Genomic DNA, 26,865 nt, shown 5'->3' on the forward strand with positions numbered 1-26,865 from the left:
CCGGAGGCGGCGCTCGCGATCGCGGCTCGGCGCGTCCTCACGGCATGCCCGTGAAGAAGTCGTACATCGCCTTGATGGCAAAACACGGCACGCCGTGGCTCGTGTTGCTGTACGAGGGATCGTCGTGGGAGCACCAGATCGTGGGCTCCGAACAGCCGCTGTAGGAGATGCAGCCGGGGTTCACCGTCTTGCCGCTGCTCTGGCAGCCCATCACCTGGGAATACGGCGTCGAGCTCATCTCGCACCCGTTGGCGGTGCGGAACCTCGCGACCGTGCTCGCCCCGTCTCCCCCGCGGACCGTGTCGTTCTGGCCCTGGATGTACATCACGGGCGTGGGCACCTGCAGCGCGCCGTAATCGGAGGCCGCGACGGGCGCGACCGCCTTGAAGTTCAGGTGCTCGGCATCGGACTTGTGCGCCAAGATCTGCACGATCATCTGCGCGCCGGAGCTGTGGCCGGTGGCGAACACGCGGTCCATGTCGATGCAGTAGCTGTCCATGAGGTCGTCGTAGATCCGCAGGACCTTGGCGATGTCGCTGTTGTAGTTCCAGCATCCACCCCCGTCCGACGACCTCCCCACGGCGCGCACGTACTCCGTCTCGAAGGCCGACCCTCGCGTGAGGTTGATGAACTGGTCGATCGGGTTGCCGCAGGCGTGGAAGCCCACCAAGAGGGGGAGAGGGGTGTTGCCATCGTAGCTGTCCGGGAACGTGTAGATGTGATCGCCATCGACCGTCACCTTCCCGCCCTCGGGCCGCCCCGACTTGCCGCAGCCTGGGCTCGGGTTGCCCGCCGGTGATTCCGTGCCGCCGGTCCCCATGCCACCGGCCCCGGCCTGCGGTCCGCCCCCGGTCGAGCCACCTGTCGTGCCGCTGCTGGAGGAGCTGGCATCGTTGCTCGTTCCCCCTGTCGAGGTGGTCTCCCCAGCGCTCGTAGACGTGTGGGCCCCGCCTGCGCCGCCCGTGGCCTCACCGGCTCCGCCACCTCCCGTGCCGGACGAGCCGGACGAGCCTGTCTCGGACGAGCAAGCGAGGAACATCAAGGCGACGGCAGGAAAGGAGGAGTAAGCAGCTAATCTCGGCATCGTCTAGACCCTCTCGTGATCGCCCGATTCGTCTATCCGCGCTCGCCGCGCGCCGATCCCGCGATGATCTCGGGCGAGGATGCGACTCACCTGGAGGCACCAGCCCGACCGTCACGGCAGACGCGCAGAAGCGACGAAAGGCCCGGTGCGCACGGCACGCCTGTCCGTGGCAAAGCGGAAGAAGGATCGACGGGTCGACTGTGAACGCTCACATGAACGGCGTCAATCAAATTGGACCGGCGCGACGCCCTCCTTGAGCCCGGCGGGTGCGCGGCGGCGGCAACCGCGGCACCCGCGTGAGCTGTCATCGGAGCTTGGCTCGCGGTCGGGTCAGTTGGCGATGAACGCGCAGCACCCGGCGACACAGATGTAGCCATCGGTGCAGCCGTCGCTGCAAGGATCCGCGCATGTCGAAGCCGACCCGCCTTCGCCACCGCCGGGGTCGGCGCTGCCGCCGGCGCCGTCGGAGCCGCCGCCGCCATCGGTCTCGCCCGTGCTTCCGTCATCGGGGCAATCGTGCCCGCCGTCGTCGCCGCCCGGATCGCCGGAGCTGCTGCTATCCCCGGGGTCGTCGGAGCCGCTGCCGGGGCCGCCGTCGCAATGGCCAGGGCCGGTGCCGCCCTCGTTGAAGTCCGCGAGCGCACCGGAAAGCGCGACGGCATCCTCGGCCGCGCCGCCTCGCTTGACGCCGTACGGGAGCCGGCCATCGGCGTCCTTGTTGTCCTTCATCCACGCCTCGGCGTCCGCGAGCGCCCCGTCCAGGGCCGCGTCGCTCGCGCCGCTACCCACGTTCAGCAGCGCGGCGATCAGCTGGTGGCCCAGGATCAGGCTGGTGTCGCCCCGCGGCGGCGTCCGGAAGAGCTCCAGCAGCTCGGCCTGGGAGTACTCGACTCCTCCGATGGTGAGCTTCGATGTCGGCCAGCTCTCCTCGTGGTTCTTCCAGTAGCCCTGGGTGAGCGTACAGCCGTCGCCCTCGGACGGGGGCGGAGTCCCGACCACGTTGCCTCTCCCCTCGCCCAGGCGATCCGGGTCGCCGTTCCCACAGGCGACGAGAGCGGAGCCAACCAGCGACAGACACCCCACGAGCACGAACCTGCCAAGCGTCATGATTCCTCCTGAAGTTGCGCATCGCGCGATGGGCGCTCCTCGCGAGGAGCGAGCGACATCGCGCGTGTCAGGCGGCGGGCATCGCGCCGTATCGGGGCGCACAGGCGACCCCGAGCCGGCGGGACCATGTTCTCGATCCACCCGCCCCAGCTGCAGCCCATGAGGAGCCGCGCTCTCGGTTCCTTCAGTGCCGGCCTGCGCTCGGCGCGGCTCATGTTTTTGTGGGCGCTTTCCGAGCCCGTGTCGTTCTCGATCGATTGAATTTTTCCTTCACCAACACATGAGTGACCGAGATCACGTCAGGCCGTGAGATCCCGTATCATTCTCGCTCGATCAAAATCTTCCTTCATGAACACACGAGCGACCGCGATCACTTCAGCCCGTGACGATCCATCTTGTTGAACAGCCCCTGCCGCGACAGCCCGAGCCGCGCTGCTGCCTGGCTCCTGTTGCCCTGGGTCGCCCGGAGCGCGGCGGCGATCTCGCGCCGCTCCAGCGCCGCGATCTTCTCTTCGAGCGTCGCCCCCTCGGCCGGCTCGTCGCCTGCCGGCGCCGCGGGCGCGCTGCCTCGCCGCGCCGGCGAGAGGTCCTCCTCGAGGATCTCTCCCCTGCCCCCGGCCATCACGAGCGCGCGCTGCATCTCGTGCCGGAGCTCTCGCAGGTTGCCGGGCCAGTCGCAGGCCTCGAGCCGGCGCATCGCGCCGGGCGAGATCGCGGTCACCGGCGAGCGCGGCACGAGGGCCCGCGACAGGTTCAGGAAGTGCTGCGCGAGGAGCGGCAGATCGCCCACGCGATCCGCGAGGCGCGGCAAGGCGATCTCGATCCCGCGCACGCGCCAGTAGAGGTCGTCGCGAAAGGTCCTGTCCGCCACCATCGACTCGAGCGCTCTGTGGGTGGCCGACACGACACGGACGTCCACGGTCAGCGGGCGCGCCGCGCCCACCGGCAGGATCTCGCCCGTCTCGAGCACGCGCAAGAGCTTCACTTGCAGCGCCGGCTCCATGTCGCCTATCTCGTCGAGGAACAGGGTCCCTCCGTCCGCCTCGACGAACAGGCCGGGAGCGTCCTTGATCGCGCTCGTGAAGGCGCCTTTCCGGTGGCCGAACAGCGTCGATTCCAGCAGGGTCGGCGCGAGCGCGCCGCAGTTGACCGCGATGAAGGCCTTGTCCTTCCGGCGGCTCCTTGCGTGCAGGTAGCGGGCGAACACCTCCTTGCCCGTGCCCGAGTCGCCGGTGATGAGCACCGGCACGTCGGTCGGCGCCGCGCGCTCGCACAGCGTCCTCGCCTCGAGGAAGGCCGGCGACTGACCGAGCATGGCCGAGGCGTCGCCCTCGCGGGCGGCGAGCGAGCGCTCGAGCTCCGCGACGCGATCTTCCAGCGCGAGGCGCGCGGCCGCGCGGGCCACCACGGAGAGCAGCACGTCGGGGTCGACGGGCTTGGCCAGGAAGTCGTACGCGCCGCGCTCGACGAGGCGCAAGGCGAGCGGGGTCTCGCCCGCGCCCGAGACGACGATCACCTTGGCCGCGGGCCGCTCGGCGAGGAGCCTGTCCGCGAGCGCCGCGCCCTCCTCCGCGCGGCCCGTCGGCGGGAGCATCAGGTCGAGCACCACGAGGCGCGCGCTGGTGCGGCGGAGCTCCGAGAGCGCCTTCGGGGCGGCCCCGGCCTCGGCGACGGCGTACCCCTCCAGCGCGAGCAGCTCGCGGTATGCGTCGCGGAACCCCGGATCGTCGTCGATGAGCAGGACGGTCTCGGTCACGGGTGACCGTACCGCGTCACCCGGGCGCGGATCCAGGGGTGCGCGGGGCGGGGGCGGGCGGGGCCGGCGTCAGGCGGATCGAGGCGAGCTGCGAGCTTCATCCACCGTCTTGCTCACCGATCCATTCGCGGGCGCGCCCGGGGGGCGGCCTCTGCCGGGACGCGGGCGGCCGGTGCACGGGTGCGAGCCCTGCGCAACCGCTGCTCGATCCTTTCGCGGAGGACGACGGCCTGGTTGTGGAGCTCGTCCTTTGCTCCGTACACGAGCGTGAGCGTCCCGCGCTTCGCCTGCGCGACGAGCTCGTCCACGCGCCCCGAGGCCGGCTGGCGGCGGAGCTCCTCGCGATAGCGCGCCGCGAACTCCTCCCACCGGGCAGCGTCGTGACCGAACGAGCGGCGGAGCTCCTCGCTCGGCCCGATCTCCTTCATCCAGGCGTCGATCGCGAGCGTGTCCTTGCGCACGCCTCGCGGCCACAGCCGGTCCACGAGCACACGGTACCCGTCGGCCGCTTCGGGCTGCTCGTAAGCCCTCTTGAGGAGCACCGCGTCCGCCGTCTTGGCACCGACGCGCGCAGTCCGCGCCCTCCCCGTCGCCGTTCGTCGCCTCACGCTGGCCATGCCCCCTTCTTCCCTTCTCGCTGCAAACCCTACGAGGCGAGGCGCGCTTTGACCACGACGAGCGTAAGATCCTCCAGGCCCTCGCGCCGCACGACGGTCTCCCGGCCAATCTGCCGGTGATTCGTGGACTCCGCCTTCCCGGTGCTCATGGCCCTCCTCCATCGAACATGGGCCTGGACGCCGGCCTATCGGGCCTGTGGCTCCCCCATCGCGGCGATCGCGATGACCGAGTGCGCGAACGCGCCGCCAGCGCGCATCTCGGCGGCGACCCAGATGGCCTCCATGATCTCCTGCTCACTCGCTCCGTGTCGAAGCGCACCCTGGGTGTGGCCGCGGATGCAATACGGGCACTGCGTGACGTGCGCCACAGCGACGGCGATGAGCTGCTTCACCTTCGCCGGCAGGGCGCCCTCGGCAAACACGCGCTTGCTGAACTCGCGGAAGGCCTCGTCCGGCGCAGGCGCCAGATCGTGCCGTTTCTGCGAGGTCTCCTTCGATTGCAGCGGGTACACCTGGTCTCCCATAGGCTTCTCCTCGTGGCTGGCCCAGGGGCTTTTTCGATGCGGCGGCCGCGCCGCACAAGCAAGGAAGCCTCTCCATTCTGCGTCCGGCGCAACGGGTGCCGGCTACGGCATTCGGCCGACCGCCCGCCCTGGCATTCCCCGACGCACCGATCGCAGAGACGCCCCCGTTCGCCGTCGCTCGCGCCCATTCCCAGCGCGGGGATGCCTATTTCTCGCCGCTGCGCGCTACGGGGCAGAGCGCTCGCACCGGACCGGCATCGATTTCACGCCGCTCACCCAGTTCGAGCGGAGCCGCACCGCCGGCCCGGCGAGCTCGAGATCGGGGAGCCTGCGCAGGAGCTCCTCGAAGGCGACCCGCGCTTCCAGGCGCGCGAGCACGAGGCCCAGGCACACGTGCGGGCCGATGCCGAAGGAGAGGTGCTCGTTGGGCGTCCGGCCGACATCGAATTTGTGCGGATCGCTGAAGACCGCCTCATCGCGGTTGGCCGAGACGTACCACAGCACCACCTTGTCGCCGGCCGCGATCCGCTGCCCGTGGAGCTCGGTGTCCCGCACCGCGGAGCGCCGGAAGTAATAGACCGGCGGCGTGAAGCGCAGCATCTCCTCGATGGCGGTCGGGAGGAGCGAGGGATCGTCGAGAAGGCGCCGGCGCTGGTCGGGGTGCTCGAGGAGCGCGAGCATCCCGTTGGAGATGAGGTTCTTCGTGGTGTCGTGGCCGGCCGTGAGCAGCAGGTTGAAGAAGCCGCCGAACTCCGTGTAGGAGAGCTTCTCGCCGTCCACCTCGGCGGCCATGAGCAAGCTCAGCATGTCGTCCTTGGGCTCCTTCCGCCGCTGCTCGGCGAGCTGGTGCGCATAGGCGTTCATGTTGTGGAGCACGGCGTTCAGCTCCTCGGGCGTGACGCCATAGGCGGGATCGCTGGCCCCGAAGAACCGCGTCGTCCAGTCGAGCATCTGCTCCTGATCCTCGCGGGGGACGCCGATCACCTCGAGGATCACGGAGAGCGGCAGCTTGCCCGCGATGTCGCTGGCGAAGTCGCACCCGCCGCGCTCACAGGCGTCGTCGATGAGCCTCGTCACGAGCTCCCGAACGTGGCCTTCGAGGCGCTGGATGACACGGGGCGTGAACCCCTTGCTGACCAGCGCCCGGAACCGGGCGTGCCGGGGCGGATCCATCATGATCATGACATCGGGGTTGTCGCGCATGTCCCCCGGCGGGAGATCCTCGATGAAGAGGCCGCGCCCCGAGCAGAACGCGGCCGGATCGCGCGAGATGCGGGCGACGTCGGCGTGCCGCGTGATCGCCCAGAAACCCCTGCCCGCCGGCTCGGGGTGCCAGTGGACGGGCGCCTCCCGGCGGAGGATCTCGAAGCGATCGTGCGGCGCGCCCGCGAGGTAGAGGTCCGGATCGAGGATATCGACGGTTTGAGGGGTCATCTGGGGAGGATCGCCTCAGGAGCTTCGCGTGCGCAACCGCTTGCGACGCATTCTGAGCAGCGCGATGAGCGCGAGCGCCGCGGGCCATGGCCAGGGGGGCTCGTCACCGCCAGCGAAGCGGCACCCGCAGCCGCCCGTCGTGTCGCTGCTGGCGGGCGGGTCGCCGTTCGGGCTGGCGCCCGTGCCGCTGCCCGCCGTGGCGGTGCCGGTTCCCGCGCCGCCAGCGCCGCTGGCCGTCGCGGCGCCTTCGCCCGTGGTGCTGCCGCCGCTCGTGCCGGCGCCGCTGGCCGTCGTGGCGCCGCCGGTCCCCGCGCCGCCGGCGCCGCTGCCCGTCGCGCCGCCTTCGCCCGTGGTGCTGCCACCGCTGCCCGCCGCGGCGCCGCCGACCCCTGCGCCGCCGGCGCCGCTGCCCGCCGCGGCGCCGCCGACCCCTGCGCCGCCACCGCCGCTGCCGGTCGCGCCGCCTTCACCCGTGGTGCTTGCGCCGCTCGTGACGGCGCCGCTGGTCGCCGCGGCGCCGCCGGTCCCCGCGCCGCCAGCGCCGCTGCCCTCACCCGTGGTGCTTCCGCCGCCGGTACCGCCGCCTTCGCCCGTGCTACTGCGTGGGCAGCCCAGGACCGACACGTCGTCGATCGCGAGACCGGCAAGCTGGACGCTCGCGTCGCTGTCGAGGTGGAACACCACCTCCACTCGTTTCCCGGCGTATCCGCTGATGTCGGCGTAGTGCGTGCCCCATCCCGCGCTCTCCTGGAGCACCAGGTTGGAGCTACCGACGGTCGTGCTCATCGATGCGTCGAGGAACTCCCAGAGACGCCTGGCGTTCGCACCCCCGACCTCTCGGATCTCCACCCACCCGTGATCCGAGGACGCGTTGTCGAGCTGGTACTTCATCGCCCAGCGGAGCTGGATGGGCCCCTCCACCCCGGACAGGTCGATCGGCGGGGAGACGAGATCCTGATTCGAGCTCGCGTTGTACACGCCCGAGAGGTTCGTCTTCCAGCATTGCGTCCCGCCGTTGCACGTCGCGATCGGCGCGGCGCTCGGCGTGCCGAGCGCCCACGCGTCGGCTGTGCCTGCGTGCGTGAAGCCCTGCGCGCCGCCCTCGAAGTCCGCCGACAGCAGGGTGGACGGGGCGTCGCCGCGCGAGCATGAGAGCGCGGGGATCGGCGCGTCGCAGATCGTGAGGCTCCACGCGGACAACACGCCGAGGTTGTTCGAGTTGTCCGTATCGTCCCGGAGCGTGAGCGTCCACCGGCCCCCGCCGTTCTCCCCATCGAACCAGTGCAAGCGGTAGTCGCGCTCCGGCTGCACCATCATGCCGTTCAGCAGGGTGAAGTGTCCGGCCGGGAACGCAGCCTCGTCGTCGATCGTGATATCGAGGTTCGGGTAGGTCCTATTGCCGATATCGGTGAAGAGACCGTTGGTGTTGCCGGCCGGCGAGACGAGGTACACGTCCACGTCGGGGGGCATGGGATGGCTGAGCCGGACGCTCACGTTCAGGTCACCGATACGGGGCGCGCCCGGGACGTCGATGAACGACGTCGTGGGCGCGCCGAAGAGGATCTCCCTGGGCACGTTCGCGCTGTCGTACGTGGTGCACCCCACGCTCGGCGCCGCCGGATGCACGCTCACGCTGAGCCCGTAATCCCCCGCCGTCACCGAGCCGGTCACGGTCACCCTGTAGGTGCCCGCTGCTTTGACGGTCGCGAAGATGGCGTCCGAGTACGGTGTCTCGACAGGCCCGGATTGGTTGTCCACCTGGATGTCGAACCCGGACCCGAAGGGACCGATCGCGAGCGCGGCGGCGAACTGCGTGAGGTCACGCGTCGGGTCCTGATCGAGGCTCGCGAAGAGGGTGTCGCCGGCGTTGAGGGAGAGCGAGTAGCTGTCGACGTCGCTCGCGTTGGTGTGCGTGCCAGCGATCCAGCCGGTCGCGGGGAGCGGCTGCGGTGTCGTGTCGTTCGGCTCGACCTCCGCCGTGGGCGCGCCGCTCTGCACCTTGAGGTGGAGGTCGTAGGGGCGCAACTGGGCGGCCGCGGAGGGCACGCGCACGCGCGCGTAGTAGGTTCCCGCAGCCGAGAGGGGCGTGCCCGCGATGCTCGGAGAGGAGCCTCCGAACGACCCGTTGAAGACGTCGGTCTCCAGCACGGTCGTGCCATCCTGATCGAGGATGTCGAGGTCGGCGTCCTGCGATGCGGTGGAAGACGCTGTCATCACGGCGGCGTAGACACGGCTCCCGGCGGGCGCCTGGAACGAGAAGAGATCCGTGTCGCCGTCTGGAAAGAGGTTGGCGCGCACGACCGTGTCGCTGGATATGGCGTTCGCCTGCGACGCCGTCCGGTTGGGCTCGGCCTCCGAAGCGAGCTCCTGTCCGACAGCCAAGTGTGCCCTGCCGAGACCGTCGCCTTCGCTTGCGCCGCAGCCGGCGAGGATCAACGCCACCGCCCGCTGCACGACGGGCGAGTTGATGAAATCCCTACGTCTCACTTCATTTCCCTTCCGCTCAGCTGCCCCACAGCGCCCTGGCTCCGTGGCGGGGCAACATCATAGCTGCCATCTCGACTCTGTGGGTGCCGACCTCTGGAGCGAGACGCCTGAGGTACGTCACTGTGCGCCCCGCAGGCTGTGGCGTGAAGGCCGCGTCTTCGATTCATGGATAAGTCGTTGATATAACATCGTTTTTTCAGAGTGAGTCAGGGCGACACCACTTACATCGCCCCGATGCCATCGCCCACCGAGGTGGGCGGGTCGCCATCGCCCCTGTCGTGGGACGCGGCGCCGCCGGAGGGCGCCCAGACCGCTTTCGAGAAGGGTCAGAGCGTCGTGGTCCCGTCCAGCACGCCGTTCGTCGTCAGGAGCCAGGACGACGAGCTCCCGTTCTACGTCGCCGCCTGCATGACGGGAAGCAGGGCGTTCCAGTTGATCGGCGATCCCGAGTTCATCGGCGTGGTCGCGGCGGAATAATACCTGTCGCGCTGCCTCTCCTTCACAGACCCAATCTACTCGGAGACGAACCGAGTAGTTCTCGGTACATACTCTGCCGTCAGCACGCCCTATCGGCACACCTAACGCAATATTGGACTCAGCACCGGATTCCCGCCTCTCAGCACAACCCTGTAATCAACCACCTTTGTCGGGTTTGCCGCCTGAAGACGCCGAGCATGAGCACGAAGCTTCGACGCAAGGGCCTTGAATGTAAAACCGGCGGTAGACTGACCGGCGTCGCGCTTGGCACTTACATAGGCATTATAAATCCGGCGGAGCTGCTCCTCATCGAGAATACCATCGTTGTCGAGCCGCTCGTGCGTGGTCGGTGCGTCGGCACGTCGAAGCTGTTGCCCAGGTCGATTCACAACCTTGGAGCCATCTTCCCCGCCGAGAGAGTCGCCGACCTCGATTCGCCTCTGTCGCGCTTTAGCAGACAACAGATCTTCTTCCGCCTTGCGAGCAAGCCGCTTGGAATATAGAAATCTTTCGAAGAAGTCAGACGCACAGTCGACCAACTGCACCGGAGTATACGAATCAAGATCCAACTGCGCGGCAGAGGCGAGCGCGCTCCTAAGTCGCTCCAGGCTGGAAGCCATGAATCCGCTGCACATTTCCTGGGAATTGCCGAGAACCCGATGTTGCTGCTGACGTTCAACATCGATAAGATGGGGAATGATCGCTGGCCTGACCCTAACATCAACCCGGGCAGCTTCCGCCGAAATCCGCAACGCCTCTTCAAGATCATTTTGCACTCTTTGCAAGCCATGAATTTCAAGCTCGCTAGACACAATGGTGTCCATCATGGCAGACGGCGCAATGCGCGTGGGATCGTCCTTGTCCTCCTCCAACTCAACTGAGAACCTAACTTGCACTCTTTGCAAGCCATGAATTTCAAGCTCGCTAGACACAATGGTGTCCATCATGGCAGACGGTGCAATGCGTGTGGGTTCGTCCTTGTCCTCCTCCAACTCAGCTGAGAGCGCAAGAGAAGCAGAACCCATTTCCACAACCAAATTCCGAATCTCAATCGACGCAGCGCAAAACCGGGCATCCTCGGGCACGCCATTGACGGTGAGCGGCCCACCATCAGCCGGCACTGGCTGAAGATCAAAGAAGGGGAGACCAGTCCACACGCAGGGGCGAATCAAAATGGGAACGATGCGCTGTTTTTGTGCACCGGAACGGCGAACGACGTCAAACAGCGCAGTGTCATAGGTGGCGTTGAAGTCAGCGCTAACGAGAAGAAAATCAAATCCGCAGACGCCAACTTCTGAGCCACGATGACGTCGCACTCGTCGCCGGGACGCAGATGACCACGATGCCATAGATCAAGCAGATTTTCCCGGCAGAGTGAGGCGAGGTGTGCTTCGAGCATCCGCAAATGGATCTCATCGTTTTGATGATAGCAGATGACCGCACTGACCTTAGGCATGATCACTTGCTCGAAAGGCTGACCTGCTGCTGTGAAGTGTATCTGATCCGCCCAGCGGCCAGCCTTCACCTGTGAAGCCCGCGCCGCAAGGTCGCAGCTTACCACAACTCTCTCGACCTCCGCGACCGTGCGATCTTCGCGGCGGGCTTCGTCAAAAGCATATCCCAGCACGAGGCGAAGGACAGGATTCGGTCGCCCCCCCGGCGATACCTCTCTCGCACAACCCAGGGCGAGCCTGAGCGACGCGGCGTCACCTCACCCCGCCGCCTCCGCCGCCCTCTCGGGCCACCGCGCCTCGAAGCGCGCGCCGCCCCCCGGGGCGCGCTCGTAGCGCAGCGCTCCCCCGTGCCGCTCCAGCCAGCGCGTCGCGACGGCCAGGCCGAGGCCCGTGCCCGGGTGCTTCGCGTCTCGCCCCCGCCCCGTCACGAACGGCTGGAACAGCATCGCCTCGATCTCGGCCGGCACCCCCGGGCCGTTGTCCTCCACGCGCACGACAACGAAGCCGCCCTCGCCGCGCGTGACCACCGCCCGGATCCGCCCCTCGGGGCTCCCGTCGAGCGTGATGGCCGCGTTCTGCAGCAGCGCCGTCGCGACGTCGAGGAACGCCCCGCGGTCGGCCTCGACGAAGATCGACCCGCCTGCCTCGGACGCCACCTCGATGGGCGGCGCGCCCTCGCCGACGATCTGCCGGACCTGGCTCGCCGCGAGCCGCAGCGTGGAGAGCACGTCGACCTCGCTCACCTCGAGCGGCCTCGGGCGGCTGTAGCGGAGGAGATCGTCGAGGAAGCGCCTCGCCCGGTCGACCTGGGCGCGCAGCGACGCCACCGTCTCGGGCCTGGCGCCCTGCCGCTCGAGCAGCTTCGCCTGCGCGGCGATGACCCCGAGCGGATTGCGGATCTCGTGCGCGACCGCGCTCGCGAGGCGGCCGAGCTCCGCGAGCCGCTCGGCCTGGTCGGCGCGCACCTCGACGCGCTCGATCTCGTCGGCGAGGTCGCGGACGCCGATGGGCCTCGAGAACAGCCGTCGACCGAGGTGCTCCACGACGAGCATACGCAGCGGATCGGACGGGAGCGCGGCGAGGAAGACGACGAAGGCGAGCCAGCCGAGCGACGCGCCGCCGCCCGGCGCGAGCGCGGGCAGGACCTTGAAGAAGACAACGAGCCCGAGCGTCGAGAGGAGCGCTGTCAGGCCGGCGTAGGCGAGCCCCTGCGCGAAGACGCGGCGGGAGCGGCCCAGCTCGCCGATGAGCACGGCGTAGGCCACGAGCAGGATGGCGAGGAGCAGGAGCGGCGCGCCGAGGAGCACGTCGCCGAGCCGGAGCACGCGCAGCACCACGACGAAGCCGCCGCCGAGCGTGGCGAGCACGCTGCCGAAGAAGAGCGCGGCGATGCGCCGCCGCTGGAGCCCCCGGGCCGCGAGCGCCGCGCGCCCGAGGCGAACGCCGACAACGACCCACGCGACGGCCATGACGGCCGAGAGCGGGAAGAACAGCGGTCCCGGCGAGCGGGCCGCAGGACCGTAGAGGAGGCGCGGGTCGACGGCCCCGAGCAGCGCGACCGCGGCGCTCACGGCGTAGGCCAGGACGACGGGGCGGCGCGAGGCGCCGGCGATGTCGGCGTAGGCGTGGGCGAGGCCCGCGGAGACGATGATCCCGCTCGGGATAACGTGCTCGGCGAGGACGAGCGTGCCGTCGGTCTCGAGCAGGATGAGCCCTGTGACCCAGAAGGCGAGGAAGAAGCAGAGCGCGACGAGGCCGCGGCCCACGTTGCGCCCGAGCCGCAGCGCGGTGACCGCGACGGTCACGGCAGCGGCCCAGAGCGGGTAGTACGCGAGAGCGACCAGGGGTCTCACAAGGCCTCGGCGGGGTAGGAAGCCCCGACGATAGCGCCAGAGGCCCCGGGGGCGCGAGGTGTCCACGGCGTGGACAGCGGCCTGCCCATGGCCTGGGCACCGCGGCCCGCCGCCGCGCCTCGATCCGGTCGATCAGCGCGGATCCCGCGGATGGCACGGGCGCTGCTGAGAGGCCTGTCGAGGAGACGAACCATGGCAGAAGCGGTCGAAAGCTATCTCATCGCGGTGTACGGGGCCTATGCGGTCATCAGCGTCGGACTGACGATCTGGATCGCCCGCACGCTGTTCAAGAATGGATCGGTGTTCCTGGAGGAGGTGTTCGCCGACAACCCGAGGATGGCCGAGGCGGTGAACCGCCTGCTCGTGGTGGGGTTCTACCTGGTGAACCTGGGGTATGCGTCGCTGATCCTGAAGGCGGAAGGCTCGGCGACGATGACGGAGGCGGTCGAGGTGCTGTCGTCGAAGCTGGGCCTGCTCCTGCTGTCGCTCGCCGTGATGCACTTCATGAACCTCCTCGTGTTCCACCGCATCCGCCGCCGCGCGAAGCTCGCGGTGCTGCCGCCTCCGGTCGCCCCGCAGATGCGCATCGATCCGCGCACGGAGCGCGCGGAAGAGGAGATGGCCGCGCAGCGACAGCGCCGGCGGGCCGTCGCGGAGGTCTCGGCGTGACGAGCGCAGGCGCGGGCGTGAGGCGCCGTGGCGCCTCGCGCTGGCGGCGCGGCCAGGCGCCCTGGCCTCCGCGCTGCGAGGAGAGCGGGCCATGATCGAGCGAATCACCGTGCTCTATGACGCCGAGTGCGCGCTGTGCGCGCGGTGCCGCCACTGGATGGAGCACCAGACGGCGCTTGTCGAGATGGAGTTCCTGCCCGCCGGCTCGCCCGAGGCGGCGGAGCGGTACGGGGCCGTGCCCTGGCTCGGCGAGGAGCTCGTCGTGATCAGCGATCGCGGCGAGGTCTGGGCCGGCCCCGCGGCCTTCATCGTGGCGCTCTGGGCGCTCGAGGGGTACCGCGAGTGGTCGTACCGGCTGAGCGGCGACACGCTCTCGAAGATGGCGGAGCGCTTCTTCCACGCGCTCTCGGGCAACAGGAAGTGGCTCGCGGGCTGGTTCGGCCACCCGTCCTGCGCGAGCGGCTCCTGCCGGCTGCCGGGAGCGCCGGCGGCAGGGCCTTATCGGTGAAGAGAAGTAGTTCCGCCCGGTGGCAGCAATTTCCAGCTCGCTCTCATCGGACGTGGCTTCTCTGTCGGGCCCGCCGCAGACCCGCCGTCGCAACGCTCAGCTGAACGCGGCGAGATGGTCCGAGACGGCCGATGCGTCGCCGGCGTCGGAGATCAGCGCGACGTAGCCGTCGGGGCGGATGAGCACGAGGGTGCGCTCCGTCGCGCCGTAGGCGCGGGCGAGATGGCCAGCGGTGTCGGCGACGTCGTCGGGGCCCGCCGGCTGCCCGACGACATGGAGCGTCCTCAGGTCGGAGGCTGAGGCGCCGATCGCAGGCGCGGGCCCGAAGCTCAGCAACGTGAAGCGCCCGCCGCGCGTCAGCTCGAACAGCCGGCGTTCACCTTCCACCGTGGTCAGCTTCGTCGCGTCGGGGGCGCGGTCGCCGGCGCGGAGCAGGGCAGCCTCGTCGCGGTCGTCGCGCGCCAGGGAAGAGCCGCGGTAGTGGATGTCGAGCTGGGTGATGCTCGCATCGCGGCGGAGGGCGACGTCCTTCCGCTCGAGCGCCTGCTGGAGGCGCGTGTTCGAGAGCGCGAGCACGCCGGCTGCGATCGGCCGCCGCTCGGCCTCGTAGCTGTCGAGCAACGCCGGCGAGGCGCCCTTCGCGACCGCCGCCAGCTTCCAGCCGAGGTTGTGCGCGTCCTGGATGCCCGTGTTCATCCCCTGGCCGCCGGCGGGCGAGTGGATGTGCGCCGCGTCGCCGGCGAGGAACACGCGACCCTCGCGATATCTGTCGACGAGGCGGACGTTCGCGCGCCACAGCGACGACCACGCCGGCTCGTGGAGCCGGAGGTCGGTGCGACCGCTCCGCCGCTCGAGGATCGCCCGCAAGTTCGCGAGGCTGAGCTCGGGATCCTGTCGCGGCGCGACGACGGCATGAACTTGAAAGACGTCGGTCGAGGGCAGCGGGCAGAGGCCGACGGCGCCCTCCTCATGCCACCAGATGCGCCAGGCGTCGCGGTCGAGGCCGTCGACGCCGGCGTCGGCGACGATCATCCGCACTTCCTCGCGGGTCTCACCCTCGAACGCGATGCCGGCCTGCCTGCGGACGATGCTGTGGCCGCCGTCGCAGCCGACCAGCCAGCGAGCGGCGACCGTCTCCGCCTCACCGCCCTTGACAACCACCGCCGACACGCCTGCGTCAGACTGCTCGAAGCTCGCGAGCGCAGCACCGAACTCGACCGCGCCGCCGAGCTCCAGGAGCCGCAGCCGCAGCGCTTCCTCGGTGCGCCACTGGGGCGTGATCAGGCTCGCCGGATAGGGGATGTCGGAGCGACCCTTCAACGCCTCGGGGACGGCGCCGCCCAGCGTCTCCCGGCCGTCGGGAGCCGTGGAGAGGATCAGCATCGCCATCCGGCCGTGGGCGATCACGCGATCGACGATGCCGAGATCGTCGAAGACCTCGAGCGTGCGCGGCTGGATGCCCTTGCCGCGCGAGCCGGGCCGCGGGCCTGGGGCGGCCTCGATCAAGCGGAAGGACACGCCGCTGCGGGCGAGCTCGCAGGCCAGCGTCAGCCCGGTCGGGCCGGCGCCGACGATCAGCACTGCGCACGCCTCGGGATCCGCCATCGCCAGCCTCCGGTTGAAGAGAGTGATCCATCTCTTATCATCCGCGGCCTTGATAAGAAATGAAAATCTCTCTAAACGATCGGGGCCATGACGACGGGGACACGAACGCCAGCGCGCCGCAGGCGACGCGGCGCCGAGCTCGAGGCCGATCTGCTCGGCGCGGCCTGGGAGGAGCTGGTCGAGGTCGGCTTCGCGAACCTGACCATGGACTCGGTCGCCGCGCGCGCTCGCACGGGGATCGCGGTCCTGTACCGTCGCTGGGCGAACAAGGACGAGCTGGTGCTGGCCGCCCTCCAGCACCGCCGGGACGAAAGCCCGGTCGCGGTCCCCGACACCGGCGCCCTGCGCAGCGACCTGCTCGCCCACCTGACGGCCCTGAGCGACGCCCTCGCCGGCTTCTTCGCCATCGCCGCAGCCGCCGCCTTCTCGGGGTTGCTGGCCGGCACCGGCCTGACCCCCTCGCAGGTGCGCGACAAGGTCATGGACACCCGGAAGCCGCGTGTCCGCATCCCCTACCAGCGCGCCCACGACCGCGGCGAGATCGACCTCGAGCGCGTCCCCGCCGCCGTGCTCGCCATGCCGTACGACCTCGTGCGGCACGACCTGCTCATGGATCTCAAGCCGCTGAAGCCCGCGCGCATCCAGTCCATCGTGGACGAGCTCTTCCTGCCCCTCGTACACACCTTTGGAGCGCGCGAAGGCCACGCAGCACGTCGCGTCCGGCGTCGACGGCGTGCTGACTGATCCACGAGAGCGCCGCGGGCCGCCTCCGCGCCGCCGACCCGACGTCCTCCAGCTTCCACGCTCCCTACGCGCACGCTACCGGCCGGCGCCGACAGCGCCGACCAGCTTCAGGAACAGAGCTGCATCCAGGTTGACACCCGCGAAGAACCCGGGCGCCGCCTTCCATTTCCGCTCCACATCGAACTGCCCCGCCGGCACACGGTCGTTCTCCTTATGGCCGCCGGTCAGCTCCGGCACGGTTTGCCAATGGGCCCCGGCAAGCAGGCCGAAGCCGGGTACGAACTCGTAGAAAGCGCCCGGATAGATGTGCTCGAGCGGCTCGACCAGGGAGATGCCGACCCCCACGCCGATCCCCTCGAGCGAGAGGGCCCGGCGCTTCCGGTCAATGTTGGTCCCCCAGGGTCGCCAGGCGATGAACGGGATGGGCGGCGCGATCCCCTGGGTCTTCTCGAACCTCCGGATCACGGGGACCGTCTCTCCCTTCATGGATGTAGAGCGGTACTCGACCTTGGTCGACCAATCGGCGATGAGCGCAAGCCCCACCGAGAATTTGTAGATGGGGAGCGTTTCGATCGAGATCTGCGACGACTGCGTCTGCCCCTCCCCTCGCACCGTGAGTTGCATCCTCGGCGATGCGCAGTGCTTCGCGACGAGCATGCGCACGGCGGTGTTCGCCTGAAGCTGCGCCTGAAGGGTACGGACTTCACGCTCCGCGCTCGCGGCGTTCTGCTCGGCCTGCCTCGCCTTCTGCTCGAAGGCATACCGCTCGGCGAGGATGTCCTTCTGGGCGCTCTCTCGCTGGGCATCCAGCTCCTTCTTGTAGGCGTTCTTCTCGTCCGCCGTGATCTGCCCATCGTTCGCGATTCTATCCTTGATGTCTTTGACCTTGGCCTGCTCGTCCTTCAGCGCGTCGCTTACATCCTGATCACGGCTGAGATTATCGAGCTGTTGAGCGAGCGCAGTGGACTCCTCCTTGGGACCGGCCTCTCCCTCTGTCGGAGTCGAGAGCGACGCTGCCCTGGACGCCAGCTCCGCCGCGCGCTCCTGGTTCTTCTTCGCCTCGGCCTTCTGCTCGCTGACCACCTCTCTTGCCTGCTCGATCTTCTCTGCCTGCGCGTCGGCGCTTTGCGCCCCGCGTCCCAGCGCCTCAGTCCCTCGCGCCAGCGCGCCGTTGACGGCGACGACGTTGCCGACGACGCGGGCCTGGTCGGCGTTGCCGCAGGTCGTCAGCGCGAGTTCCTGAATGGGCTTCCCGTTCCGGGGGACCACCACGATGACGACCTCGTCGTCCTCATCGATGCGCTCCATGGCGAACGGCGAAGCGCCCGTCTCGTCGAAGAACAAGATGGCAAAATTACGCGCCGGACAATAGATGTTCTGAGGCGCATCCGTCTTGTTCTTATCGATGCAATCGTCAATCCACCCCTTCGTAATCCTCTTGCTTACCTGTGCATACGCGCTCTGCAGCGCCTGATAATAGTCGTACGAACCGGCCACAAGCGTGGCCCGGATTTGTTCGCCCGCGTCGAGCTCGAAGGCTAACCTCGTGAACGCCCCGGCGCTGGTCGTCGAGAAATCGAGCTGGGTCTTGTAACCGGCGTTCACGCCCGCGAGCATCGGAACATCGAAACACGTGGCCCCATTGCCTTTCTCCTTCGCGCACTTGGCCGGAAAGGCCTGCTCGCCCTCGATGAACACACCGAGCCCCTGGGGCGGCGCGTTGTAGACCGCGACCGCATAGCGCGCGTTCGCCAACTTCTTCGTGAAGGCCGTCGGGTGAACGAGGCGCAGCGAGCCGTCGGGCGCGTAGTCGAGCTCGAGCGCGACGGTCCACGTCGGCTCGCTGATGTCGATCTTAACGGGTGCGTTCGAGAGCGTAAGCGTGAGTGCTGTCTGGGGATCGTTGTCGCGAGAGGAGAACCAGAGGGTGGACGGCCCGCTCGTGAGCCGGGGCACGTCTAGCGCGAGCTTGAAGCACTCGCGTGGGTCCACGTCGGACGGGTCCGTAGCGTCCTTCCTCTTCGCCGCCTCAGGGCAGTCCTGCTGCGCGAGGGGCTCGCGGTTCATGAGCAGATCATCGCCCTGACGGTTGGGGCAATCTCGCCGGACGTAGTAGTTCTCGACGTCGCTCGCCAGCGTTGCGCCCTTCGCGGCAACGAGCTGACCTGTCTTCGCGTCGCACGAAAGATCCAAGATCGCGTAGCCCGGGTCTCCCGCGTCGGCTCTGGGTGTGGCCAACAGTAGGCTTCCGCACGCAGCGATTGAAACAAGAGCTATCCCAAACACTCGCTTCATGATGTTCACCGTCCCTCGGTGTTCGCTTCGCTCACCGGCTAGTTCCCGCCACCGCCCGCCTGGCCACCACCACCATCCCCGGCTCCCCCGCCATCTCCGCCTCCCTCGCCATCTCCACCGCTCCCGCCATCCCCGCCGCCGCCACCGCCACCGCCACCGCCACCAGCTCCGGCGCCGCCCTCGCCGCCGGCGCTCCCCTGAATGCCCCCCTCACCACCTCCGCCCTGGTCGCCGTCATCAGCGCCATCACGCCCGCAGATGCGCTCTATTTCTTGGCGGCCTACCGCGATCGGCCGCAGGTTGAAGCCCTCGCAATCGCCGGGCTTGCCCTCGTGCGAATACGCCGTGGCGTAGATCGAGACGAGGTCTTCCCCCTTGGGCAAATCGATTAGGAACGCGAAATCGCGCGTGCCGGCAGCGTCGTTGACGAGGAGCGCCGCGCTCGGGATCACGAGGTCTGCCCCGCCTGCCCCGCCTGCCCCGCCCGCCCCACCGCCTTCGCCTCCGGGGCCGCTGCCCCCACCATCGCCCGCGTCGCCCGCCGCTCCGGCATCGCCGCCTCCACCGCCCGCCCCGCCGACACCTCCGCCGCCCGCCCCGCCGGCGTCATCGCTCGGCGCGTGGCAGAACGTCGGCCCCGGGAGCATGTCCACCGTCGCGCCGTCGACCCTCAAATAAATGACGACGGGCCTCAAGGGAGCCTCGCCGAGATCGGGCTGGCGCAGCTCCAGGAGCACGTAGACGCGCCGCGCCGCCTCGGACGAGCACGTCACTTCCGGCAGGATCCGGAGCGTCGGTCGTTCCCTCGGCCTCGGAGACTCGCCGTCGGTGCACGAGGAGAGCGACAAGGCGCTCGTGAATAAACAAAGGAGACCGATAGCTCCCGCCCGGAGCTGTCGGCTCGCGCGCAGCATCGCCATGTTCACCTCATGAATATAAAATAGCTGGCCACCCGGTAGGGCGCGCGCAGCGCAATGCCGCTGCGCCGCTCCGACCAACCGCCGATTCGTCGCAAAGAGCCTTTCGGTCCCTCGTAAATCCCGTCCTTGCCAAGGCGAGATTTGGGTTCAGTGTGCTCACACTACACGCATCGTGCGCGCCTTTCAAGCCTTATGGTGAGCCGCCGTTCATCGGTCGCGTCACGCGCGGCGCTGGATCGAGCAGCGCGCACGTCGCCGCGGTCCACACGTCGTCTCGTCCGGCGATAGCAGCAGGAGCGGCAGGGGAAGCGGCGAGGCTCGGACGCCGCTATGACTGGACGGGCCGGCGTTCCGGCATTCCGGGGTCCGCTGTCGTGCTAGTCCCCGATACCGCAGCGCTCGACGAGCGCGTTCGCGAACATTGCCGCGAGCCAGTCGTCGACGCGGGCGCCGAATGTCGCTTGCAGGCGCTCCAGGTCGTAGTCACCGCGGAGGCACTGCCCCCAGTGGAAGGTGTGCGGCATGCGCCGGTCGTCCAGGGCCGTCCATATCCGCTCGAACGCGCGCTGCGTCCGGCTCGATCCGGTCGCGGGCAGCTCGCCGCGTCGAAGAGCCGGTCGTCCCGCAGCAGGGTCGCGCCGAGCCGATTGCAGAGCTCGCGGATAGAGACAGGCCGGGACGCCCGCTCGATCCAGAGCGATTTGCCCCCGCCGACACGAGGTGCAGCCCGAGGATGAAGTCCTGCATGGCGCCGACCCCGGCGGCGGAGTCGTGCGTGCCCGTGGCCATGGCCCCGTAGATCGTCTGGCCGTCGCTCGCGCCCGACGTCGGCAGCGACAGGTCTCGTCGCCCAGTGAGCCTCCCGCGTGACGCCGACGCGGGTCACGACCGCTGCCGTCACGCGGCCGCGCCCGCTCAACCCGGGCAGCAGCGACGGCCTGCTCCAGGGGTGGCATGAACCGGTGGGTCACCGCAGGCGAAGCGGCGGCACAGGGCGCCCCGTTGGGCCACACCGGAGTCACCCTCGGCAGTGAAATAGTGAAAAACCATGAAAATTCTATTGTTTCCAGCGACCGCTCGCCATCGAGCGGTGTTTCTGGCGGAATTTGTGAAACGCAGAGCTAGGGGAGCCATCGGCCCACCTCGGCGATGACACGGGCGACCCCCACGATCGCCGCCGTACCGCCCAACCGCTGCAGGAGCGGAGAGAGCTCGGTGAGGCTGCCGAAGCCTACCAGCATCCGAGGGAGCTCGTCCGTCCAGTCGTTGCCGAACTCGTTGCAGATGACCCTGGCTGCGTCGGCGAGAGCCATCCAGGGCGCGCAAGCCGCCAGGATGCGCAGCGCCTCCCGATCGCCATGGGCCCAGTAGGCGGACATGACCTCTCGTACGGCCTTCTCGCGCATGTCCTCGGGGAGATCGGGTAAGATGCCCGCGAAGCTGACCATGCGCGATTCCCCTTCTCGGCTCTCCGCGAGGCGCCAAGCTTCGTCGGGCGAGAGGTCCGTGGGGCGAATCACCATGTCCCTCGACAGATACTCGTCCACCTCGTCGTATGTCGCGCCCGCGCGGAGCCGGCGGGTTCGCTCGGGGTTCGCCGCGCTCCGGTCCGCCGTCACGTGAGGGATGGGTCGGGGAAGGATCTCATCGAGACCTGCGCAAGCGTCCATAGCCCATCCCTGGACCAGCTGCTGCTCCGAGCCCGTCACCTGGGAGGCGAACGTCACCAGCGCCTCGGCACGCTCACGCATGGCTCCAGTCGGCTTCGTCACATCGACCGTTGGCTCTACATAAGGCGCCGTGCGATAATCTACTTCTTCGATGCTTCCCTCCTTCGCGAACAACGAGGCTTCGACCAGGGCGCACCGAACGACAACGCAGAGAAGCGTTGCCCTCTCTTGCTCGGCCGCTGCAGTGCGCGCCGGACGGCAGGCTTCGATGAGCGCGTCCTCGGCGGCGTAACGCGCGCGACGAGCGTCAGTGGTGAACCCGACCAAGCCTCCGGGATGGCTCATCCAGATTCGGAGCCACTCGGGTGACACGAGCGTCAGCAAGTCAAATATTGATACAGAGCGCCGCTTCATGTGGGCGCCCAGATACTCCACGAGGTAGGATGGCCACGCCTCGGGCAAGATGGCTCCGCGCGTGAGCGCCGCCAGCCCCCTCACGATGAGGGCATCTTCGATGGACGCGACCTTGTTGGTTTCCATCGTCCAACCTGCACGAGTCGCGTCGTCGCGGAAGGAGAATTTGCCGTCGTCGCTCAGCAGGACGAGCCGCTGAGCAGCGTGCGGTCCGTCCTTGAAGGCCTCAACCTCGGTTGCGTCCAAACCCAGTGCCGAGACGAGATCATCGTTCGATACCGGTGCGAGCACCGTCCCGAGTGCATCGAAGAAGCCAATCAACGAGGGGGCCACGTCGCCCGCGCTCTCGACGGTTCGCTGCGCTTGCACCGTTCCTTCCGGAGATTCGCTCTCGCTCGCAATCAGGAAAACACTCGTCTTCTCCGGAGACCAAGCGAGGCGCTCATGCAACCCCAGGCCGCGTGCGGAAGAATCCTCCGGACTGGTGGACACAAGGATGTGTGCCCCATCGCAGGCCTCGCCCAGGAAAGGCATTCGTCGATGAGGCCATCCATCCGCCGCCCTCTCGATCCCGTCCACGATCACGAGCAACTGGGGACATTCCTCGTCTGGAACCGAGGAGACCGAATCGACGCCTCGTAGCGCCATTCGGATCGACAGCATCAGCTCCTCGGGGCTCCGCGGTCGACTGAATACTGCTGTCTCTGAGCTCCGAAACAAGCCAAACAGCAGCTTCAGCACGTCGCGTTCGACCGCTGTTCCCAGGCACGGGCTTACCGGTACGAAGATCACCTCGGCCGACTTGCGCTCCACGATCGACAAGGCCCACCGCGCCAGGAGGGCCGTGCGCGCCGCGGGGTTGGCGCTCACCACCATCCCGCAGGGCGGCCCGCCGACAAGCCAGTCGTCAAGCTGTGTCAGCAACGGAAGGATGTCGGGCGAAGTCGGCCGAGCGCGGATCTCTTCCGCAATGGTCCGCCAGAACGAAGCAAGGCCGCGGTGCGATCGGGCATAGCCTCCCTCCGGGCCGCGCAAGGATTGGAGCGCATCTCGTCTCACGGCGAGCTCCTGACCGCCAGTCGAGTCGTCGAACCCATCGGCCCACGTGCGTCTGCTCATCGAGCTCCCTGGAATACTTTCGCGGTTGCAGGATGATAGGTCGTCGCGCACCCGATGTGGACGCCCACCGCGACCCCGGCGACGCCCATCGAGCCCTGCCGCCCTCCGCCTGGACAGCCCGCGGGCGGTCCCACGACCCGTGCACACCCGGCGGAGCGATGGCCGCGATGGCCGACCGCCAGTTCACTCTCACTGCAATCGCTGGAGGCGTCGCCACGGGACGCATGGCCTCCGGGAGAGCCGCTCGCGGTCCCCAGGAGAGCGCCTCGATGCGCTATTTGTCTAGTGAATGCCCAAGGATGTACCCACCAGCAGGCCAGGCGAGGTCCCGCCCGCGGCGACGACCGAGGAGAAGGCGCCTGTGATCCTGCGCGGCCTGCTGCGGGTGTTCCGTCTGCGCCTCGTTTACTCCGGCGACGACCTCCTGAACCCGCCGGTCGTTTTCACGCCGTCGCGAGGGGCGACGCCCATGGGGCGCGAGGTGCGGAGCGGCATCGCCCTGCCCCGCGACGCTCGCGCATCGCGGCTCCACGCGACGCTCCACACAGACGCGCTCGGCCGGCTGCGGGTCGTCGATGAAAAGAGCCGCAACGGCACGCACGTGAACGGACGGCGCATCGACGAAGCGTTGCTGGACGACGGCGACGTGCTCTCGATTGGCGACTCGTACCTGGTGGTCCGCGCCGAACCGGAGCCCCAGGCCGACGCGCCGGTGCCATCGCTCCTCGGCGACGCTCCATCGATGTGCGCGCTGCGCGCCGCTATCCACCGCGTCGGCCCCACCGAGGTCACGGTGCTGCTCCTCGCCGAGAGCGGCTGCGGCAAGGAGGTGGTGGCGCGCGCCGTGCACGACGCCAGCAAGCGGCGAGGGCCGTTCGTGGCCGTGAACTGCAGCGCCATCCCCGAGAGCCTCGCCGAGAGCCAGCTGTTCGGTCACCTGGCCAACGCGTTCAGCGGGGCTGTGGCCCGCCCCGGGCTGTTCCGCGCCGCCGACGGGGGCACCCTCTTCCTGGATGAGGTCGGCGATCTCCCGCAAGGCGTGCAGCCCAAGCTCCTTCGCGTGCTGCAGGATCGCATGGTGCTCCCCGTCGGGGCGACAGCCCCGGTCGCCTGCGACGTCCGCATCGTCGCCGCGACGAACCGCGACCTCACGGCGGATATCGCGGCGCACCGCTTTCGCGGCGATCTCTTCGCGAGGCTCTCGGAGTTCCCGCTCGGGATCGCGCCGCTCCGCGAGCGGCGCGAGGACGTGCTGCCCCTGCTCGATCACGCGCTGGGCCGGCCCCGCCCGCGCATCAGCTCCGCGCTCGCGGAGGCGCTGCTCCTGCATCCGTGGCCCTTCAACGTTCGCGAGGTGTTCGCCCTCGCCGCGCAGCTCCGCATTCGCGGCGGCGAGGCCGGCGTGCTGGATCTCGAGCTCGTGGCCGACCGGCTCGGGCCTCCGTCCGGCGCAGCGCCCGCAGCTCCACCGACGACCACCTCCGACGCGCACCCTTCGTCGGCCCCCGCGCCCTCCAGCGAAGAAGATCCATCGAACGCAGCCGACGAGCGGGAGCCTCCGCCCGATCGAGCCCAGCTCGAGGAGCTGCTCCGGGCGCACCGCGGCGTGGTGGCGGACATCGCGCGGGCGACGCGCCGGTCGCGCAAGCAGATCTATCGATGGATTGCCCATCACGACCTCGATGTGCAGCGCTTCCGCCGCTGACGTGGCCGCTCACCGCGCGCGCTCCCCGAGCGCGAAGCAAATTACAGCGTGGGCGGCATATCGCATTGGCCCCGCTGCTTCGCGCGGGCCGGGGCATCGATAGGTCGTTTTCCCCCATCGTTCACCGTTATAGGATTCACCCGAGCCGTTCGAGGCCGCCGAGTCTGAACCGAGGCGCAGCGTGGATTCACTCCTCAGATCGAGCATCGGCCAGTACCTCATCACCGAGGAGATCGGCCGTGGGGGGATGGGGGTTGTCTACCGCGCGGTCCATCGGAGCGTTGGACAGCTCGCGGCGGTCAAGGTGCTCTCCAGCCAGCTCGCCCGGGACGCGAGCCAGCTTCGTCGGTTCACCAATGAGGCGCGCGCGCTGAGCCTGGTCGATCATCCGGGGCTGGTGAAGATCTTCGATTTCGGTGAGACGCCCCAGGGCGAGCCGTACATCCTCATGGAGTATCTCCGAGGTGAGCTGCTCCGGAGTCGCCTGATGCGATGCAAGAGGCTCGCCCTCCCGGAGGTGCTTCGTATCGGCCGTCAAGCGGCGTCGGCGCTTTCGGCGGTCCACAAGAACGGGATTGTCCACCGCGACCTGAAGCCCTCGAACATGATGCTCGTCGCCGACGACGAGGCGTCCGGCGGGGAGCGCCTGAAGCTGCTGGATTTCGGCATCGCCCGGTTCACCGAGGACAAGGCCGATCTCACCGCGCCGGGCTCGGTGCTCGGAACGGCGATGTACATGTCGCCCGAGCAGTGTGTCGGCCAATCGCCGGTGGACAGCCGATCCGATGTCTACTCCCTGGGCGTCGTCCTCCACGAGCTGCTCGCCGGGGAGCCGCCGTTCACGGGTGAGCCCGTCGAGGTCCTGCGCATGCACCTCTTCCAGGATCCGCGTCCTCTGAGCGAGGTCGCCCCGGAGGTGCCCCAGGAGATCTCGAGCTTGATCCGGCGCATGCTGGCGAAGGAGCCGTCGCGGCGCCCGGATATCGCCCAGATCGCCGAGGCCATGCGCCGCGACATCGCAGCGACGCCCGCGGTCACGCCGGTGGCGGTCGTGGGATCCGCAGCGGAGTCGACGCCAGCAGCGACACCGGAGGCGGGGTACGCCGGCAGGACGACCGTGAAGAAGCCAGTCGTCCGGGAGACGATCCCGCACGAGAGGGGATCACGACCAGGCGGAACGAAGGTCGCCGAGGCGGCGGAGGTGGCTCGGTCCGAGGCCGCGCCGTCACCCGGCCCCGGGGCCGACAACACACCGGAGCGGATGGAGCTGCGCGTCGAGCGCACCGAGACGCAAGAGGTCACCCCGCCGTCCGCGCGGCCGCGGGGGCGGGGCCTGGTCGGCCTGCTCGCGATCCCTGCGCTGCTCGTGACCGCGTCCTATGGCCTCGTTCGCGCGTGCAGCAACGGCGTCGGCGGCGGCCCCGCGCAGGCTGCGCTGACCAGAAGGCTCCCCCTGAAGGCTGCGCTCGTGGCGAGCGCACCAGCGAGGCCCGCGCCCCCGGAGAGAGCGCCCGTGACGCTGTCCAACATGGTGCGGCTCCAGGGAGGCCAGTTCCGGATGGGGAGCACGCTCGCCGAGATCGACGCCGAGTGCCAGCGCCTCGGGCCCGAGTGCCGCCGGGACCTGCTCGAGCGCGAGCAGCCCGTGCGAGAGGTGACCGTCTCCCCCTTCTACATCGATGCTTACGAGACCACGAACGCGGAGTTCGCCGCGTGGCTCGATGTCACCTCGCCGGCGCTCGACATCAAGGAGGATCCCGAGCACCGCATCCAGCGCTATGTACACGAGCGCGCGCGCGGCTATCTGCTGGTCGATCTCTTCCCCGAGCATTCGGGGATCCTCCTGCGCCCGGAGAGGCGCTTCGTGCCCCGGCCGGGCCACGAGAATAAGCCGGTCATCCAGGTCACCTGGGACGCCGCCTCGCTCTACTGCAAAGCCCGCGGGAAACGCCTCCCCACCGAGGCCGAGTGGGAGTTCGCCGCGCGTGGCGCGACAGCGCGCCGGTTTCCATGGGGCTCGGATCCACCCCGCTGCGATGGGGTCGCCTTTGGCGTGTACGAGAAGGGCCTCTGCGAGAGGTCTCCGAAGGGCGAGCACGACGTGGGCACGTCCCTGCAGGACAGGACGCCGGAGGGGGTCTGGGACCTCGGCGGCAATGCAGCGGAATGGGTGCAGGATCAGTTCTTGCTTCCTCACTACGGCTCATGCGGCGATTGCATCGATCCCGTGACGGAAGGCCCTGGCGTGTCGCGCGAGGAGGACCAGCGCATACGCCGCGGCGGTTCATGGCCGGCGCTGGATGTGATGTCTCGAGGTGTGACGCGCGGCCGCTCGAAGCGCATCGAGGGTCGCTCCGGGCTCGGGTTCCGGTGCGCCTCGCGGTGAGCCCCCTCGCCGACGGAGGGCGGCGAGCAGGGCGCGG

Annotated in this window: 21 protein-coding genes; 6 read left to right on the forward strand and 15 right to left on the reverse strand. The window is 68.9% G+C overall.

Annotated features, from left to right (window positions below):
- Positions 1-37: 37 nt before the first annotated feature.
- The 7 genes from WMF46_RS42225 to WMF46_RS42255 form a co-directional block, all read right to left on the reverse strand.
- The gene (locus WMF46_RS42225) at positions 38-1,084 is read right to left on the reverse strand and encodes an alpha/beta hydrolase family esterase (protein ID WP_437982411.1); all 1,047 of its coding nucleotides are present in this window, start codon (positions 1,082-1,084) and stop codon (positions 38-40) included.
- A 330-nt stretch (positions 1,085-1,414) separates the two neighbouring features.
- Positions 1,415-2,191, reverse strand: a complete 777-nt coding sequence (locus tag WMF46_RS42230) for a hypothetical protein (protein ID WP_437982412.1) — start codon at positions 2,189-2,191, stop codon at positions 1,415-1,417.
- Positions 2,192-2,561: 370 nt separating this feature from the next.
- On the reverse strand, positions 2,562-3,947 hold the full coding sequence (locus WMF46_RS42235; RefSeq protein ID WP_437982413.1) for a sigma-54-dependent transcriptional regulator: 1,386 nt from the start codon (positions 3,945-3,947) through the stop codon (positions 2,562-2,564).
- Positions 3,948-4,060: 113 nt separating this feature from the next.
- Positions 4,061-4,564, reverse strand: coding sequence for a DUF488 domain-containing protein (locus WMF46_RS42240; protein WP_437982414.1), 504 nt, complete (start codon positions 4,562-4,564; stop codon positions 4,061-4,063).
- Between the two features lie 185 nt (positions 4,565-4,749).
- Positions 4,750-5,088: a carboxymuconolactone decarboxylase family protein gene (locus WMF46_RS42245; protein WP_437982415.1), complete on the reverse strand. Its 339-nt coding sequence runs from the start codon at positions 5,086-5,088 to the stop codon at positions 4,750-4,752.
- A 225-nt stretch (positions 5,089-5,313) separates the two neighbouring features.
- A complete protein-coding gene (locus tag WMF46_RS42250; RefSeq protein WP_437982416.1) occupies positions 5,314-6,522 on the reverse strand; it encodes a cytochrome P450 in 1,209 nt (402 codons plus the stop codon).
- A 15-nt stretch (positions 6,523-6,537) separates the two neighbouring features.
- Complete coding sequence (locus tag WMF46_RS42255; protein WP_437982417.1) at positions 6,538-9,009, reverse strand: proprotein convertase P-domain-containing protein; 2,472 nt, start codon at positions 9,007-9,009, stop codon at positions 6,538-6,540.
- Between the two features lie 234 nt (positions 9,010-9,243).
- Here WMF46_RS42255 and WMF46_RS42260 point away from each other — a divergent pair, with 234 nt between their 5' ends.
- Positions 9,244-9,486: a hypothetical protein gene (locus tag WMF46_RS42260; protein WP_437982418.1), complete on the forward strand. Its 243-nt coding sequence runs from the start codon at positions 9,244-9,246 to the stop codon at positions 9,484-9,486.
- A 101-nt stretch (positions 9,487-9,587) separates the two neighbouring features.
- On the opposite strand, the gene WMF46_RS42265 is transcribed toward WMF46_RS42260, so the two are convergent.
- The 3 genes from WMF46_RS42265 to WMF46_RS42275 all read right to left on the reverse strand — a co-directional run bounded on the left by WMF46_RS42265 (position 9,588) and on the right by WMF46_RS42275 (position 12,793).
- Positions 9,588-10,643 carry an MXAN_5187 C-terminal domain-containing protein gene (locus WMF46_RS42265; RefSeq protein WP_437982419.1) on the reverse strand — a complete coding sequence of 352 codons (1,056 nt, stop codon included), beginning with the start codon at positions 10,641-10,643 and terminating at the stop codon, positions 9,588-9,590.
- 11 nt (positions 10,644-10,654) lie between these two features.
- On the reverse strand, positions 10,655-11,113 hold the full coding sequence (locus WMF46_RS42270) for a hypothetical protein (RefSeq protein ID WP_437982420.1): 459 nt from the start codon (positions 11,111-11,113) through the stop codon (positions 10,655-10,657).
- 84 nt (positions 11,114-11,197) lie between these two features.
- Positions 11,198-12,793 carry an ATP-binding protein gene (locus WMF46_RS42275; protein WP_437982421.1) on the reverse strand — a complete coding sequence of 532 codons (1,596 nt, stop codon included), beginning with the start codon at positions 12,791-12,793 and terminating at the stop codon, positions 11,198-11,200.
- 192 nt (positions 12,794-12,985) lie between these two features.
- Here WMF46_RS42275 and WMF46_RS42280 point away from each other — a divergent pair, with 192 nt between their 5' ends.
- Positions 12,986-13,462: a hypothetical protein gene (locus WMF46_RS42280; protein WP_437546413.1), complete on the forward strand. Its 477-nt coding sequence runs from the start codon at positions 12,986-12,988 to the stop codon at positions 13,460-13,462.
- A gap of 91 nt (positions 13,463-13,553) precedes the next feature.
- Positions 13,554-13,970: a thiol-disulfide oxidoreductase DCC family protein gene (locus WMF46_RS42285; protein ID WP_012240487.1), complete on the forward strand. Its 417-nt coding sequence runs from the start codon at positions 13,554-13,556 to the stop codon at positions 13,968-13,970.
- Between the two features lie 96 nt (positions 13,971-14,066).
- Here the strand turns inward: WMF46_RS42285 and WMF46_RS42290 are convergent, their stop codons facing one another.
- The gene (locus WMF46_RS42290) at positions 14,067-15,575 is read right to left on the reverse strand and encodes an FAD-dependent oxidoreductase (RefSeq protein WP_437982422.1); all 1,509 of its coding nucleotides are present in this window, start codon (positions 15,573-15,575) and stop codon (positions 14,067-14,069) included.
- Between the two features lie 87 nt (positions 15,576-15,662).
- On the opposite strand from WMF46_RS42290, the gene WMF46_RS42295 reads away from it, so the two are divergent.
- Positions 15,663-16,319 (forward strand): TetR/AcrR family transcriptional regulator, encoded by a 657-nt coding sequence (locus tag WMF46_RS42295; RefSeq protein ID WP_437982423.1) that lies wholly within the window; start codon positions 15,663-15,665, stop codon positions 16,317-16,319.
- 75 nt (positions 16,320-16,394) lie between these two features.
- Here WMF46_RS42295 and WMF46_RS42300 read toward each other — a convergent pair whose 3' ends face one another.
- The 4 genes from WMF46_RS42300 to WMF46_RS42315 all read right to left on the reverse strand — a co-directional run bounded on the left by WMF46_RS42300 (position 16,395) and on the right by WMF46_RS42315 (position 22,737).
- On the reverse strand, positions 16,395-18,623 hold the full coding sequence (locus WMF46_RS42300) for a hypothetical protein (protein WP_437982424.1): 2,229 nt from the start codon (positions 18,621-18,623) through the stop codon (positions 16,395-16,397).
- Between the two features lie 29 nt (positions 18,624-18,652).
- Positions 18,653-19,462 (reverse strand): hypothetical protein, encoded by an 810-nt coding sequence (locus WMF46_RS42305; protein WP_437982425.1) that lies wholly within the window; start codon positions 19,460-19,462, stop codon positions 18,653-18,655.
- Positions 19,463-19,911: 449 nt separating this feature from the next.
- A complete protein-coding gene (locus WMF46_RS42310) occupies positions 19,912-20,058 on the reverse strand; it encodes a hypothetical protein (protein WP_437982426.1) in 147 nt (48 codons plus the stop codon).
- A gap of 597 nt (positions 20,059-20,655) precedes the next feature.
- A complete protein-coding gene (locus tag WMF46_RS42315; protein WP_437982427.1) occupies positions 20,656-22,737 on the reverse strand; it encodes a hypothetical protein in 2,082 nt (693 codons plus the stop codon).
- Positions 22,738-23,026: 289 nt separating this feature from the next.
- On the opposite strand from WMF46_RS42315, the gene WMF46_RS42320 reads away from it, so the two are divergent.
- Positions 23,027-24,442 (forward strand): sigma 54-interacting transcriptional regulator, encoded by a 1,416-nt coding sequence (locus WMF46_RS42320; protein ID WP_437982428.1) that lies wholly within the window; start codon positions 23,027-23,029, stop codon positions 24,440-24,442.
- 181 nt (positions 24,443-24,623) lie between these two features.
- Complete coding sequence (locus WMF46_RS42325; protein ID WP_437982429.1) at positions 24,624-26,828, forward strand: protein kinase domain-containing protein; 2,205 nt, start codon at positions 24,624-24,626, stop codon at positions 26,826-26,828.
- The last annotated feature ends 37 nt before the right edge of the window (positions 26,829-26,865 follow it).

The organism is Sorangium sp. So ce117 (assembly GCF_051524395.1).
GTDB classification, from domain to species: Bacteria; Myxococcota_A; Polyangia; order Polyangiales; family Polyangiaceae; genus Sorangium; species Sorangium cellulosum_B.

Excerpts from the sequence above, each read along its gene's own strand:
- WMF46_RS42225 (WP_437982411.1), bottom strand. The coding sequence starts at position 1,084 with ATGCCGAGATTAGCTGCTTACTCCTCCTTTCCTGCCGTCGCCTTGATG.
- WMF46_RS42230 (WP_437982412.1), bottom strand. The coding sequence starts at position 2,191 with ATGACGCTTGGCAGGTTCGTGCTCGTGGGGTGTCTGTCGCTGGTTGGC.
- WMF46_RS42240 (WP_437982414.1), bottom strand. The coding sequence starts at position 4,564 with ATGGCCAGCGTGAGGCGACGAACGGCGACGGGGAGGGCGCGGACTGCG.
- WMF46_RS42245 (WP_437982415.1), bottom strand. The coding sequence starts at position 5,088 with ATGGGAGACCAGGTGTACCCGCTGCAATCGAAGGAGACCTCGCAGAAA.
- WMF46_RS42250 (WP_437982416.1), bottom strand. The coding sequence starts at position 6,522 with ATGACCCCTCAAACCGTCGATATCCTCGATCCGGACCTCTACCTCGCG.
- WMF46_RS42260 (WP_437982418.1), top strand. The coding sequence starts at position 9,244 with ATGCCATCGCCCACCGAGGTGGGCGGGTCGCCATCGCCCCTGTCGTGG.
- WMF46_RS42280 (WP_437546413.1), top strand. The coding sequence starts at position 12,986 with ATGGCAGAAGCGGTCGAAAGCTATCTCATCGCGGTGTACGGGGCCTAT.
- WMF46_RS42285 (WP_012240487.1), top strand. The coding sequence starts at position 13,554 with ATGATCGAGCGAATCACCGTGCTCTATGACGCCGAGTGCGCGCTGTGC.
- WMF46_RS42290 (WP_437982422.1), bottom strand. The coding sequence starts at position 15,575 with ATGGCGGATCCCGAGGCGTGCGCAGTGCTGATCGTCGGCGCCGGCCCG.
- WMF46_RS42295 (WP_437982423.1), top strand. The coding sequence starts at position 15,663 with ATGACGACGGGGACACGAACGCCAGCGCGCCGCAGGCGACGCGGCGCC.
- WMF46_RS42310 (WP_437982426.1), bottom strand. The coding sequence starts at position 20,058 with ATGCCGCACACCTTCCACTGGGGGCAGTGCCTCCGCGGTGACTACGAC.
- WMF46_RS42315 (WP_437982427.1), bottom strand. The coding sequence starts at position 22,737 with ATGAGCAGACGCACGTGGGCCGATGGGTTCGACGACTCGACTGGCGGT.
- WMF46_RS42320 (WP_437982428.1), top strand. The coding sequence starts at position 23,027 with ATGCCCAAGGATGTACCCACCAGCAGGCCAGGCGAGGTCCCGCCCGCG.